This is a genomic window from Flavobacterium lacus (assembly GCF_003268815.1).
Taxonomy (GTDB): Bacteria; Bacteroidota; Bacteroidia; order Flavobacteriales; family Flavobacteriaceae; genus Flavobacterium; species Flavobacterium lacus.
In genome coordinates this window covers 274684-288868 of record NZ_QLSV01000001.1, presented here as the reverse complement: position 1 = coordinate 288868, position 14185 = coordinate 274684, and the positions used below count along the sequence as shown (strand labels likewise).

Sequence of the window (14185 nt, the reverse complement as noted above, 5' to 3'; positions counted from 1 at the left end):
TGATTGAAAATGACTTTTAAAGAAATCAAATCTTCCTTTCGCAGCAACTTATCTCCTTTTTTTGATGAGCAGGAAATCGATAGTTTCTTTTATTTGGTTTTGGAAAAATTCCATCAATTGAAACGAGTGGATTTGGCATTGCAACCCAGTTTGAAAGTTTCCGAATCAGGATTAGAACAATGGAATGCTGTGTTGGAACAATTAAAAACGCAACAACCCATTCAGTATATTTTAGGAGAAACATATTTTTGCGATTTGGTTTTTAAAGTGAATGAACATACATTAATTCCACGACCCGAAACGGAAGAATTGGTCTATTGGATTTTGGAGGAGTTAAAACAAAAAAACCAAAATTATGCTATCGTTGATATCGGAACCGGAACCGGATGCATTCCCATAACCTTGAAAAAGAATTTACCGGAATCGACGGTTTTTGGCCTTGACATTTCGGAAGAAGCTTTATCAGTTGCAAGAGAAAATGCCACAACGAATGAGGTTGAGGTCAAGTTTATGCAAAAAAATATTTTGGAGACTTCTGATTTGCAGCATCAATTTGATGTAATTGTTTCTAATCCGCCTTATGTACGAAACCTTGAAAAGGCAGAAATCAAAACAAATGTTTTAGCTTTTGAACCACATTTAGCTCTTTTTGTTTCGGATGATGAGCCGCTTATTTTTTATAGAAAAATTGCTGAGCTAGCTCGAAAAAATCTCAAGCAAAATGGTTTGTTGTTTTTTGAAATTAATCAGTATTTGGGAAAAGAAACTGTTGAGTTACTACAAAATTTAGGCTTTGCAACTATCGAATTACGAAAAGATATTTATGGAAATGATAGAATGATTAGGGCTTCAGTTGATTAACGATAACAGGAAATTGGTACGTATCAATTAATAGATCTTATTTTTTTGAACCATATAAGTCATCTAAGTTCAAATACGTTTTTTTCAAACCATTAAGAAATTAAGGGACATTAAGGCTTTTGCCGCGTGGTTTTTAACTTTTTTACACCTGACAGGTTTCAAAAACCTGTCAGGTGTAATTTCGTTGATTTTCTTTTTGGCACTTTCGTTTTAATGGTTTCCTTTTTAGCCCCGCTTTCGCCTTTAGCTCCCGCTTTTTAAGCGGGAGCTAAAGGCGAAAGCATGAACATGGTTTACTGAAAAAGCCCGAGCCATTCGCTTTAAAAAAATTAACGATTTAAGATTTTTAAAAACCTCACCCCCAACCCCTCTCCATCCGCCAAGGCGAGACAGGAAGGAGAGGGGAGACGAGACGTTGAAATGAATGCTAATTTATTGGTAATGAATCTGTTTTTAATACATTTTAATTGAAGCGAATCCAATTAAGAATCTGTGAAAATCTATTTAATCTGTGGCATCCGTGTGCCATTTAAAAGAGTTTATTTAGAATTATTCGTATCTTAGCGCTTCTACCGGATCTAATTTAGAAGCCTTAATTGCAGGATATAAACCCGAAACCAATGCCACAACGAAACTCGTGATTACCGCCGCAATAATTGCCATCCAAGGGATGACGAAACTAAATTCGAGTACTGAGGCAAATACAGAACCGATGGTAATTCCGAGAATGATTCCCAATAAACCGCCTAATTGTCCGATGACGATGGTTTCGGTGAAAAACTGAAAAGCGATCGTTTTTCGTTTGGCACCCAGGGCTTTTCGCACCCCAATCTCGCGGGTTCTTTCGGTCACAGAAACCAGCATGATATTCATTAACGCAATGGAAGATCCAAAAATAGTAATGATTCCTATTATCCAAGCTGAGGCACTCAACACGGAGGTTAACGACAAAATTTGGTTGATTAATTCATCGCTTCGAATGATTCCGAAGTTATTTTCTTCTACCGGGTTTTGCTTACGTACTTGTCGCATTGTAATTATTGCTTGGTCGATAGCCGCTTCGAGTAATTCCTTTTTCTCAACCATCACACTCAAATTATAATTGATGTTCGGTTGTGTAAACAAGGAGCGAGCCACTTGAATCGGAATCATAACCCGTAAATCTTTGCTGTTTCCAAAGGTTGAACCTTCTTCTTTTAAGACACCAATTACTTTGAATTTTGCTCCACGAATGGAAATAATTTTATCGATTGGGTTGACATCTTTTAGTAAGCCTTTTTCAAAATCGGAGCCCACGACGCAAACATAGTTGTTGTTGTCGATATCAAAACCGGTAAAATTTCGTCCGGCCGATAGTTCGAGACCGGAATTGGGTGCATAATATTCATCTACTCCCAAGACCGTAATTTCCGGATCGGTTTTTTTGTTTTCAAATTTCACTTCTGCACCTGCCGTTGCCGTAAACGAAAGTGATGAATAGGTAAACGGATACTTATATTTTTCTTGAAAATCTTTTGCTTGCGGGTAGGAGATGATGGGGTTGATTGTTTCTCGTTCGCCTCGGCGACCTCTACCGATCCGCACTTCCAATTCATATTGACGTATGGTGAATGTATTCGCTCCCATTGAGGCAAAATTGGAGGACAAGGTATTTTCTAAAGCCGAAACCACGGTTAGAATACTCACCAATGCCGTGATTCCAATGGCAATAATGATGATTGTTAATATCGTACGCAACAGTTGCGTTTTAATTGAACCCAACGCAATTTTTATATTTTCTTTTACTAGACTGGCCATATTATTATTTGACACGAATTTACATTTTTTGTTACAGGTTTTCTTTAAAATTCTTTTAAAAGTGAGATATTTGCAGGGAGGTTGTGGGTTGTGGGTTGTGGGTTGTGGGTTGTAGGTTGTAGGTTGTAGGTTGTAGGTTGTGGGTTGTAGGTTGTGGGTTGTAGGTTGTGGGTTGTAGGTTGTGGGTTGAAGGTTGTAGGTTGTGGGTTGTGGGTTGTGGGTTGTTGGATTGAAATTAATATTATAAAATAAGAAATGGCACAAAAACCAAGTATTCCCAAAGGGACAAGAGATTTTTCACCGGTGGAGGTGGCGAAACGGAATTACATCAGCTCGATTATGAAACATCATTTTGAGGTGTTTGGTTTTCAGCCGATTGAAACGCCTTCGTTTGAAAATTCGGAGACGTTGATGGGGAAATATGGGGAAGAAGGCGATCGGTTGATTTTTAAGATCTTGAATTCAGGGGATTATTTGGATAAAGTAAGTCAGGACGAGTTATCAAACATAGAATATAAAAAACTAACAACGAAAATCTCCGAAAAAGCCCTTCGTTACGACTTAACCGTTCCGTTTGCCCGTTACGTGGTGCAGCACCAAAACGAAATTGAGTTTCCGTTTAAGCGGTACCAAATTCAGCCCGTTTGGAGAGCCGATCGTCCTCAAAAAGGACGATTCAGAGAGTTTTTTCAATGCGATGCCGATGTGGTGGGTTCTACGTCGTTATGGCAAGAAGTGGAATTGGTTCAATTGTATGATGCCGTTTTTACGCAATTGGGTTTAGGCGGAGCGACGATTAAAATCAATAACCGAAAAATTTTGTCGGGAATTGCCGAAGTCATCGGAGCAAAGGACAAATTGATTGATTTTACGGTCGCTTTAGACAAATTAGACAAAATAGGCGAGGACGGTGTGAAAAAAGAAATGCTTGAAAAAGGAATTTCTGCCTCCGCCATTGAAAAAGTGCAACCGTTGTTTCAATTTACGGGAACGGTTTCTGAGAAAATTGAAAAATTAAATCAGTTGTTGGCTTCGTCTGAAGAAGGAAAAAAAGGGGTAGAGGAGTTACAATTTATTTGTGAAACGGTTGAAAAACTAGGTTTACAAACTGCTTTAATTGATTTGGATGTCACCTTAGCCAGAGGTTTAAATTATTATACGGGAGCCATTTTTGAAGTCACTGCTCCGCAAGTGGCGATGGGTTCTATAGGTGGCGGAGGTCGTTATGATGATTTGACCGGAATTTTCGGTTTAAAAAACATGAGTGGTGTTGGTATTTCGTTTGGATTAGATCGAATTTATTTGGTTTTGGAAGAATTAGGTTTATTTCCGGACACGGTGACTGCCACAAGCAAAGCACTTTTTATCAACTACGGCAATCAAGAAAGTTTGTATGCCATGGAAGCGATTTCCAAATTACGCCGTAGCGGAATCAAAGTGGAATTGTATCCCGATGCAGCCAAAATCGCTAAACAGTTTCAGCACGCCGATAAACGCGGAATTCCTTTTGCCGTGATTGCCGGAGAATCGGAAATGAAAGAGAATATTTTTGGTTTGAAAAATTTAGTTACTGGAGAGCAGGTGAAGTTGGATTTTGAGGGGTTGAAGGGGGCGTTGATATAGTTTATACAAATTTCATATAAAAACAAACCTCGTAGAAGTATCTGATGAGGTTTTTTATACACTTTTTAAATATTCTTCCGCTGACATAACTGGAAGTAATGAATGTTTAAAATCTTTATGATTTCTAGTAATAATGATTTCACATTTTGAATCTAACGCACAAAAATATTGTAACGCATCTTCAAAATCTTCAAAATCGGAATGTAGAGCTTTTTCAACGATGCTTTCATTGATTGTAGCTATTTCACAAAGAATTTTAAACTTTCTCAATTTTTCTTTTGCGTTTGAAATTCCTTCCGACTTTGCCAAAAAATAATTTACAGTAGCAAATGAAATAGGCGAAACAATTAATTTTACTTTTTTTTGATCCGCCAAAGTAGCCAATTGTGCACTTGGAATATAAAAAGGTTCTCTTTCTCCAAGTAAATCAAGTACAATATTAGTGTCTAAGAATAACTTTTTACTCATTTATGCTTGTTCAAAAGACGTTCAGCATATTCTTTTTTGTAATCCAAATCGGCAGGAATAGAATTACCGGTTTTTATGCTTTTTACAAAAGGAGAGATTTCAACATATTCCTCATTTTTTATATCGTTGGTGAGCGAATTCAAATAATTCTCGATGATTCTAGACAGACTCATTTTCTTTTGAGCAGCATAAATTTTCGCTTTCTCAATGATTTCTTGATTTAATTTTAAGGTCAATTTTGTATCCATAATCACAACTTGTACGTGCAAATATATGAATTATATGCGTACAGTTTTAGTTTTTACATTTTTTTAATCGTGGTTAAGGGCTGCGGGATGCTCTTTTATTAAGTTAATGAGCAGAAGTTGGATTCACTTGTAATTGCCCACCAATCGCTTTTATAACTTTCATTATGGTAGAAAATTGAGGTTTTGCTCCATCAGATAATGCTTTGTATAAACTTGGTCGGCTCAAACCGGTTTCTTCTGCAATTTTTGTCATTCCGATGGCCTTTGCAATATGACCGATTGCATTAATAATATCAGCATCGTCACCTTCTTCCATTACGGTATTGAGATATTCAGCAATCATTTCTTTGCTGTCTAAGTAATCTGCTATTTCAAATTTTGAAGTATCCATTTTTCAACTATTTAATTTTTTCCAAATTTCTTTTGCTTTCTTAATGTCCTTTTGTTGAGTAGATTTGTCTCCTGCAATTAACAGAACGATAATCTTCCCATCTTTTTCTTTAAAGTAAACACGATAACCTTTTGCAAAATTTATTCGCATTTCTTGAATTCCGTCGCCAACGGGTTTACAATCGCCAAAATGCTCATCGTTCTCTAATTTCTGAATTCGGAATAAAATTTTCGCTTTGGCTTTTAAATCGTTTAGTTTGATTAACCATTTGTCAAACTCTGGTGTTTTCTCAATAAAGAACATAAAAAAAGTGTATCTAACTGGATACAAAGTTAATTAATTTTTTGGATAATTTATATTTACGTTAATGCTTTAATAAATTGTTTCATTTCTTTCATTGTACCAATTGTAATTCTCGACCATTTTCCTTTTTCTTCATAAATCTTTGTTCCAAGAATAGCATTCTTTTTTAACTGCTCAAAAAAGTCTTTGTTATAATTTTCTAATGAAAAATAAACAAAGTTTGTATGCGATGGAATACAACGTATTTTTAAATTCTCCAATTGTTCAATCGTGTATTTTCTTGCTTCTGCATTAAGCAAAATGGTTTCTGCTACAAATTTATCATCCTTCAACGATGCTAAAGCTCCCGAAGCAGACGGTATGCTAACACTTCCACTTGCAGAAAAGTGTAATTGGTTCATTTCCGTTATGGTTTCCGGATGTACTATTGCATAGCCAATCCGTGCACCTGCTAAACCATATATTTTTGAAAAGGTTTTGGCAATAATTAGGTTTTTATTCTCTGATACAAGATTGGCAAGTGAGGGTTGGTCTGTAAAATCCAGGTAAGCCTCATCCACTAAAACTTTTGTTCTTTTTGTGGCTTCATTTATAAAATTTAAAAGTGCTTCACTCGCACAAAGTGTTCCCGTTGGATTATTAGGATTACATATATAAATCAATCTTGTATCAGCGTCAATTGCCTTTAACATTGCCGTTAAATCATGTTTTTTATCAGCTGTTAAAGGAATTGCAATTTTTTTAAGCCCAGCATTTTCAGCGGTTACTGTCCAATAATCAAAAGTAGTTTCCGCAATAATTAAATTCCCTGATTTTTTTGAGCAATACAAAGCAACTAAATTTAAAATTTCCGAAGAACCCGCACCCAATAAAATGCTTTGATCAGTTAAATTATGTTTTTGGGCAATTTTTCCAATTAGTTCTTCCAACAATTCCCAATTATAGCGATTGCTGCCATTGATACTATCACGCATTGCATTTCTCGCCAATACCGATGGGCCATAAGGATTTTCGTTTGACCTTAACCGAATTAGGCCTACATTTTTTTCTTCAATGATGTCTTCTTTTGTTGGAATTGCAAAACCCTCAAACGGAATAATACCCAAACCAACAATACCTATACTTGTTTGCTTTAACCAATTTCGTCTATTACTCATTGTGCCTTTTTAAAATTTTAATAGTACACAATAGGTAGGTTGTTTTTAAATTTGTTACAGTTTTTTGGTTTGGGTTAGAAGTGAAATTGGATTTTGAGGGATTGAAGGGGAGTTTATTGTAGGTTTTCTTAATTTAGATAAAAATGAACTTCGTTTGGAATATTTAAGTAGGCATTTATAAAATGTAACGTTTTTGTTTATTGGGAGTGGGATTTTTCAGCAACTAGTTTAGCAGACATTTTTTATTCATAATATTCTATGTCAAATTCAATTGTGTCTGTGGATGAATTTCCAATTATATGTAACGGATAATTTTCTGTATCATAAGTATAATTGTAGGTCGTTAATTCAATATTATTTTCTGAAATTGAAGTTATATTGTTTTTGATGAAAGGAAAACTGTAACCTTCAAAACCGCTGATGTAAATTCCGTCGAAAGGATAAAAGAATTCTATAAAACGCTCAACGTATATTGATGCCAACTGACCATAAAATGGATTTAATTTTTGGTCATAATTTATATTAAAGGTTGACAATAATACATTACTATTATTGTAATTTTTCGCAACAATTAAATTTCCATCTGAATTATATTCAAAGATCGTATAATTATCGTTTTCAGTTAACTTTGTAATTAATCCGTTGAAATTCTTTTCAAGAAAGATTGTAGCATTTTGATTTCCTCCTATTGTTCCAGTTACTGTTATAATATTACCATTATAAGTCAAATTAACTGCGTCATAACTTATTAAATTTCCGCTATTATCATAAGTGAAAAATGTATTGCTTGAAAAAGTTCCAGAGCCAGTTTCTTGATGATTCCATTCAGTTATTTTGTTTGTAGCGTCATATGAGAAGTTAAAAATAAAACCAAAACTATTAAAAATTCCAGTCCCACCAGAGAGTAAATCGTTGTTATTGTATACATAATCGACTTTTCTTGTGTCTGATATTTTTTCAGTTTTTACTAATCTATTTTCGGTTGGTTCAGTTTCTTGAGGTTCAGGATTATCATCGGATGAACAAGAATAAATGATGGTGTTCAATAAAATCAAGGCTAAAAGTATTGTTGTTTTTTTCATATGTCTCAATCTGTAATTTTTGCTAACTTTTACATACCCGAAATAAACTTTCGCATTAAACATAATTATAGTTAGAAAGGCGAAATTTAATTTGGTATTTTTTTAAAATCAAATATATACTATTTTTAATAGTAAAAGTCAAAAATAAATATTTTTAAAATTAACAATTTGAAACTATATAAAAATGAAAAGCCCCTCACGTCGAGGGGCCTTTCGGTGTCAAAAATCAATTATCAAAACCCTATTTAATAATGATTTTTTTGCTAATTGTTCCGGCAGTTGTTTGCACACGAACAATGTAGGTGCCAGCACTCACGTTGCTCACCGGTAGCGAAATGTTGGTTTGGGTTTGGTTTTCAACATTCCAGGTGGCAAGGGTCTGACCCAGGATCGTAAAGATGCTCACTGTTTCCACAGTTACATCGGTTAAGTTATTTTTTATCGTTAGTAGATTTTGGGCATTGGTAAAGGCCACCGCAATTTCATTATCCAAGTTATAGTCTCCTGTTGATAAAGTTCCGTTTCTGAACGTTAATTCAAATCGGTTGTGGGTTTCCCCTTGCGGTAATTCGATGTTAAAGTGTTCATTTTTAATCGAATGATATAATCCTGTTGTTTTATCGTGGATAAAAATTTCGGTGTCATCGGGAACATTTTCGGTTCCGTCTAAGGTAAATTGTACGTTTCCTGCCGCGAAGGTTTTGATTCCTAACGGATAGGTTTTGTTCACATCAAAATACGAAGTCCCTTGAATAATTAGTTTTACACCATTATGCAAAAAGTACATGTCATTTTGTTGGTTGTCGATGTGAATAGCATCGTATCCCAAATCAATCTCTTCGGTTGCTAGTTCATTCATAAAACCAATCAACAATTGTCTGTGGTAATTGTTATAGGAATTGAACCCGATTCTGATTTTCATGAATTCATCTTCAGTATACGCATCTTCTTGGTTATTGTCTGTTTCGTATTGCTCTTCCTCTTCATTTGTCACCTCGTTTTGATTTGCAGAGCGGAAAAGCACATTCGAATTGGTATTATTTTCTTTGATGAACAAACGTTGGCTATTATTGAATACAAAGCTTCCACCTGTTGCATTTCCTCTCACAAAGAAACCTTGTCCGACCGGAATAAATCTTCCGGGCGTTCTGGTACTGGAACCTAAACCGCTTACACCAGTTGGAGAAACAGGAGCTGTTCCACCTACAAGATTTCGGGTTGCATAACCACCTTGGTAACCGGCTAAGTTGTGTGTAGTATTAGTTGGGAAATGTTCCCAGAAATATAATGTACCGTTAATAGCACTTAAGTTTTGACTGATAAATTCATTCGCATCTAAGGCAGAAGGGTAGGGATTACCGGATAAATTCAAATTATTAGCCGAAACAAAACTGGTGATTTCGCCATTGTTTGGTTTGCCAATGAACGTGAAATTTTGGTTTGGACTTGCTGCTCCGCTTCCTTTTAACGTATAACCTTGACCCGCTAATAATGCTCCGTTTTGACCCACAGTTGCCCAGTTGGCATAAATTGGAGAAACGTTTTGGAATTTAAAAATCCAGTAGCTACTTAGCGTAATTGGGTTGCTCGTTGCAGGATTATTGGTTCCACTTACCCAAGCGATGTTCATAGGGTTAGCAGGGTTTGTTCCGTCTTTCATTACTCCGGCAACCATATAACCGTGGTTGATGGTGGAATTGTTGATGGAGCTTACCGGCGATGACCAATAGTTATAATTGAATCTATTACTTTGTCCGGTTTGATCACGTTCGATTCTTCCTGAGCTAGTCGGGTCTAATTCACTTTTTTCTGTTTGAATAAGTTGTGAACGATTTTCTAAATCAACTTTACCATCTAATTTCAGGTACCAATCATTTTGAAGTTTGGTATCGTTATTCATGGTAACAGTTACGTTTGGATCAATAAATAATCCCATGGTACTGATGTTTGCAGTTTGAGTAATGTCGTGATTTACTCTGATAATAGCATGGTTATAATCAATCACGTCTAAACCTCGCACTTCATTTTGAGTATTATTTACTGCTGTCGCAAAATTACCTGATTGTGAAGTAACAAAAGGCATTGGTGCTTGTTGACCGATTATGTTTTTGTGATTGAAAATTTTCATTCCAGTATTTGTATCAAAACCGGGTGTGGTTAAATCATCAATAATATCATCTTTGTAAACATCCATTCTGTAATAGCGAATCAAGTTGGCAAACGGTAAATCTTCGATGTCTCTCGGAACGATTGCTCCTCTCACTTGTCCGTTGTTATTTTCAATTTCCTGGTACACCATTCTTTGAATTTGTTCGGCTGAGAGGTTTGTATTGAAAATTCGCACTTCATCAATTTTTCCTTTAAAGAAGCTATTGTTTGCACTTGGGTTTTTGCCTAATGTAAGTAATGTGTTATCGGAATTTATAGCGTCAGTGGTTGGATGGCTCACAACATTGCTTCCGTTGACATAAATTCGTAAAAAGCCATCACCAAGTGTTGCAGCCACATGGTACCATCTAGCGGCAGCCAGAGCGGTATTAAAGGATATAACACTTCCGTTTAGGACGACCTGTAATCTTCGGCTTGCATTCACTCGTATGTAGAATCTGTTTTGTCCTACTACAATTCCGTTGGCATTGTAAGGTGAAGTCAAATTAATCCATGCCATTACGGACACTTGCGAAAGTCCACCCAACACGGCGGCACCTTGGGCATAATCGTTTCTGCCATCAAATTCTAAAAACAACTTTCGGTTTAAATCTCTTGGAGAGCCAAAAAGGGTTGTATTCGTGTCGAAAGTATCAATAATTCCGTCGCTATCGTTATCGGCAGTGCCGTCGATTTTTCCGTCGTTATTTGTATCTAAATGACCATATAATCCAGTTTGAATATCAAAAATACCATCCGCATCAGCATCCAATTGAAGGTAATCACTTACGCCGTTTGCATCAGTATCTTGGGCATATGCTCTTCCGACAGTTCCAAAAGCAGTTGCGTTGTCATAGCGATCTAGAATTCCATCTCTATCGCTATCCGCTCCGTCGCCTACACCATCACCATTGACATCACCATCACCGTTTAATAAACCCGCTTCATCTACATCAAAAAGTGAATCATTATCACTGTCTAAGTCTACATAATCCGGCACTGAATCGCCATCGGTATCAGGAATAACGTACGTGTTAGTTGCTAGTAGGTTTTCAATAAAATCATTCAATCCGTTGTTGTTCGCATCAACCCATAAAGTCGCATCTGTTTTGTCAAACGTTGCAGTTTGGTTGCTTTTGTTTTTGAAACCTGCTTCTTCGATATCCGGAATTCCATCATTATCAGAATCTAAATCTAAATAATCCGGAATTCCATCTTTATCTGTATCCACACATCCTTGATTGATTACAATTTGCACATCATCGATAAAGTTACCAACCGATTGACTACCGGAAGCAGTATATCCAGCTTGAAAAGTAAGCACAATTTGAGTTTGACCTTCCGGAATAACATACACTCCGGAATAGGTTCCCCAAGCCGTGTTTCCATCCACCATTGTGGCAATAGGAGCAGAGGCTAAAGCGTTAGCTAAAGTGGAACCAAATTTTACAAAGGCTTGGTCAATACCTGATCTACCTCTGTGTTTGATAGACCAGTTGATTGTTCCACCGGCACCATTTAGACAGAACGATTGGTATAAAATTCCGGGAACGTTTGCATTTAATTCTGCGAATTGATTTCCGGATGCTGCCGGAACCCCATTGAAACCTGAACTCCAAATTTCAATAAAATTTTCCGCACTAGTTTGCCATCCCGGAACATTATTCGTAGGAAGAATTGCAAAGCTAGCGTTGGCAATCACCGGGTTTTCGAAATCACCATTTTCAAAAGGGTTTATTAAACATGGTTTGCATTCGATAGAATCTAAGATTCCGTCGTTATCAGAATCTAGGTCTGTTTCATCCTCTATACCATCACCATCTGTATCTTTTAAGATTGTAGCAACAATAGGCATTTTTCCCGATAAACAACCAGCATTATTAATTTGAACGTAATAGATTGTTGTAGTATTTAAACTAGGTGTTGTAAAGGTTGAACCTGTATGAAATGGCACAGTATCGGTTTGGGTAGTGTACCAATTTATTGTACCTAAAGAAGTGCTTGCAGCTAAATTTACGGTACCATTTCCAACTCTTGAACCTGAAACGATTGAGGTAAAAGTAGGAATTTGATTCACATTGGCATTTACTGCAACTCTAGCGGATAAACAACTACCATTTACAGTAGATACGTAATATGTCGTAGAGCTGTTTAGTGAAGGAGTAGTAAAATTTGAACCGGTTCCAAGTACCGTTGAACTTGAAGCTGTAGCATACCAATTTAATATACCAGAACTTGCCGTTGCGGTTAACAACACTGTTCCTGCTCCACAACGACTTCCGGGTGTTGTATTTGTTATTGTAGGATTTTTTGAAATACTTCCGGTTAATACGTTGGTTGTATTATGAACTCTGCAATTGGTTGAGCCGGCAATATTGAAACTATATATTCTGTAGTGAATCGTATTGCAAGTTGCTCCTACATTATCTGAAAATGTAGTGTTGCCTTGGCTATTATTAATAGAAACAACCGTCCATGCACCTATAACATTTCCTACGGTTAAAGAGGCAAAGTTGGATGGATTTGTACTAGCGGGAGCGGCACCGGTTGTGATTGCTCTAAGTACAATATAACCGTTTGATGAGGTGCTTGTTTGTGTAAAACTACCATTAATTGTATTTCCGCTTACACTTAAATTTAAGTTTGTAGGTTGCGAAGTTGGTGCGGCAGGAATTGCCGATGTTGCAGGAGATAAAATAGATCCACCTGTATTACCAACAAATAATCCGCTCCCTGTTTGACCATAAACTCCGTTATTAGTGAACGAGCCATTTGCTCTGATTGAGTTGCAATTTGTTCCTGTTCCACCAGTTATTCTTCCTGAACTGTTGTTGGTGATATTGTTGGCTGTAATTGAGCCTGTTACCGTGATGTTTCCGTTGTTTGAGATATTTCCGTTAATCTGCGTCATTCCTCCTAAGGATGCATTTGCTCCTGAATTTACATTGAGCCCTGTTAAGGTTAGATTACCTTCGTTTACAAAACTTACACCAGTATTTACATTGATGGTTCCTAATGCGATTGTTCCGGTTGGGCCATTATAAAAAGAAGTGCCGGAGTTAAAATTTAAATTTCCTGTGTTTTGAAAAGTACCGTGATTTCTGATTGTCCAATTGCCATTGTAGTTTGGTGTAGATGATGGGTTGTAGGTGACACCTGTTCCAATACACAATGTATTGCCATTGAAGTTATCTAACCTCCCATTAAAAGTACCATTTCCAACAATACAAACAACTTGTCCGCTGGTAAGGTTGTGTATTCCATTATTTGGAACTGTAATAGTGTATTGGCAGCCAGTACATTGGCTATTTGAAGTTGTTACATTAAACAATGTTATGGTGAATAACAAAAGATAACGATAAATTGATTTCATTATTTTTAAGCTTTGATTTTTGACAATTCAAAAGTAAAAACAAAAACCATATTATCGATAAAATGTATAAAATAATCGATGAAATGCATTATATTTATCTTTATATAAATAAAAAACTTACAAAAAAATAATTACTGATTTTATATTATCACCCTAAAGTAGGTAGAGGTTCACAAGCAGAATAGTTAGTTCCATGCTTAACAAGTGTAGTTAAATTAGGGTTATCAACGGTTGTATGAGCTAACGTGTTTAGTTTAGGTTATTGCTGAGCAGATAAATACCACGTTTCGGTATTTTTAAAAGATGAATTTCAGTTGAAATCTTATAATTCAAGTTTAGGGATTTGTTTGTTTTAATTGATTTAGTAGTTTGATTAACAAATTAGAGTAAAGCTGGAAGTTACCAGAAAGGCTTGTTTTTAAAACGTTCTCTACTAGAAGTAGTAAAGCCAACATGATTTTTATAAAATTTCTCAGCATGAAATATGTAAACTGAATGTGCAATCAAGCGTTGAAAACTAGAAAGGAGTGCACTTAACACTACACTTATTATTACTTCTTACTTAATCAAAAATACCGCATGGATGCAATGAATAGCTGTAGTATTCATGCATTATATTATTTAGTTTAGTATCGTGACAACCACTATTTTTGGCTTGCTAGCCACAAAAGGTTATTCTTTAGTAAAGATGAAAGGTGCAGTAAGAGCCATTTGGGTTAAACTACCGCCTGCTA

10 protein-coding genes are annotated in these 14185 nt (G+C 36.1%); 2 read left to right on the top strand and 8 right to left on the bottom strand.

What is annotated here, in order from left to right; all coding sequences use genetic code 11:
* The first annotated feature begins 9 nt into the window (after positions 1 to 9).
* On the top strand, positions 10 to 861 hold the full coding sequence (gene prmC, locus B0I10_RS01315; RefSeq protein WP_112084675.1) for a peptide chain release factor N(5)-glutamine methyltransferase: 852 nt from the start codon (positions 10 to 12) through the stop codon (positions 859 to 861).
* Between the two features lie 549 nt (positions 862 to 1410).
* On the opposite strand, the gene B0I10_RS01310 is transcribed toward prmC, so the two are convergent.
* The gene (locus B0I10_RS01310; RefSeq protein ID WP_112084674.1) at positions 1411 to 2658 is read right to left on the bottom strand and encodes an ABC transporter permease; all 1248 of its coding nucleotides are present in this window, start codon (positions 2656 to 2658) and stop codon (positions 1411 to 1413) included.
* Between the two features lie 255 nt (positions 2659 to 2913).
* Here B0I10_RS01310 and hisS point away from each other — a divergent pair, with 255 nt between their 5' ends.
* Complete coding sequence (gene hisS, locus B0I10_RS01305; protein ID WP_112084673.1) at positions 2914 to 4281, top strand: histidine--tRNA ligase; 1368 nt, start codon at positions 2914 to 2916, stop codon at positions 4279 to 4281.
* A gap of 54 nt (positions 4282 to 4335) precedes the next feature.
* On the opposite strand, the gene B0I10_RS01300 is transcribed toward hisS, so the two are convergent.
* The 7 genes from B0I10_RS01300 to B0I10_RS01270 all read right to left on the bottom strand — a co-directional run bounded on the left by B0I10_RS01300 (position 4336) and on the right by B0I10_RS01270 (position 13451).
* On the bottom strand, positions 4336 to 4749 hold the full coding sequence (locus B0I10_RS01300) for a type II toxin-antitoxin system VapC family toxin (protein ID WP_112084672.1): 414 nt from the start codon (positions 4747 to 4749) through the stop codon (positions 4336 to 4338).
* Positions 4746 to 4997 (bottom strand): DUF6364 family protein, encoded by a 252-nt coding sequence (locus B0I10_RS01295; protein WP_112084671.1) that lies wholly within the window; start codon positions 4995 to 4997, stop codon positions 4746 to 4748. Before B0I10_RS01295 ends, B0I10_RS01300 begins: the two co-directional genes overlap by 4 nt.
* 103 nt (positions 4998 to 5100) lie before the next feature.
* Positions 5101 to 5388, bottom strand: a complete 288-nt coding sequence (locus B0I10_RS01290; RefSeq protein WP_112084670.1) for an addiction module antidote protein — start codon at positions 5386 to 5388, stop codon at positions 5101 to 5103.
* Between the two features lie 3 nt (positions 5389 to 5391).
* Positions 5392 to 5718 (bottom strand): type II toxin-antitoxin system RelE/ParE family toxin, encoded by a 327-nt coding sequence (locus tag B0I10_RS01285; protein WP_245942925.1) that lies wholly within the window; start codon positions 5716 to 5718, stop codon positions 5392 to 5394.
* A 29-nt stretch (positions 5719 to 5747) separates the two neighbouring features.
* Positions 5748 to 6848 (bottom strand): pyridoxal phosphate-dependent aminotransferase, encoded by a 1101-nt coding sequence (locus B0I10_RS01280; protein ID WP_112084668.1) that lies wholly within the window; start codon positions 6846 to 6848, stop codon positions 5748 to 5750.
* 242 nt (positions 6849 to 7090) lie between these two features.
* Complete coding sequence (locus tag B0I10_RS01275) at positions 7091 to 7930, bottom strand: hypothetical protein (protein WP_146740289.1); 840 nt, start codon at positions 7928 to 7930, stop codon at positions 7091 to 7093.
* A 241-nt stretch (positions 7931 to 8171) separates the two neighbouring features.
* Positions 8172 to 13451, bottom strand: coding sequence for a LamG-like jellyroll fold domain-containing protein (locus tag B0I10_RS01270; protein ID WP_112084666.1), 5280 nt, complete (start codon positions 13449 to 13451; stop codon positions 8172 to 8174).
* Positions 13452 to 14185 lie beyond the last annotated feature (734 nt).

Bases quoted from the DNA above. Each gene is read 5' to 3' on its own strand.
- B0I10_RS01280 (WP_112084668.1), bottom strand. From the start codon at position 6,848: ATGAGTAATAGACGAAATTGGTTAAAGCAAACAAGTATAGGTATTGTT.
- B0I10_RS01310 (WP_112084674.1), bottom strand. From the start codon at position 2,658: ATGGCCAGTCTAGTAAAAGAAAATATAAAAATTGCGTTGGGTTCAATT.
- B0I10_RS01300 (WP_112084672.1), bottom strand. From the start codon at position 4,749: ATGAGTAAAAAGTTATTCTTAGACACTAATATTGTACTTGATTTACTT.
- B0I10_RS01295 (WP_112084671.1), bottom strand. From the start codon at position 4,997: ATGGATACAAAATTGACCTTAAAATTAAATCAAGAAATCATTGAGAAA.
- B0I10_RS01290 (WP_112084670.1), bottom strand. From the start codon at position 5,388: ATGGATACTTCAAAATTTGAAATAGCAGATTACTTAGACAGCAAAGAA.
- B0I10_RS01275 (WP_146740289.1), bottom strand. From the start codon at position 7,930: ATGAAAAAAACAACAATACTTTTAGCCTTGATTTTATTGAACACCATC.
- hisS (WP_112084673.1), top strand. From the start codon at position 2,914: ATGGCACAAAAACCAAGTATTCCCAAAGGGACAAGAGATTTTTCACCG.
- B0I10_RS01270 (WP_112084666.1), bottom strand. From the start codon at position 13,451: ATGAAATCAATTTATCGTTATCTTTTGTTATTCACCATAACATTGTTT.
- prmC (WP_112084675.1), top strand. From the start codon at position 10: ATGACTTTTAAAGAAATCAAATCTTCCTTTCGCAGCAACTTATCTCCT.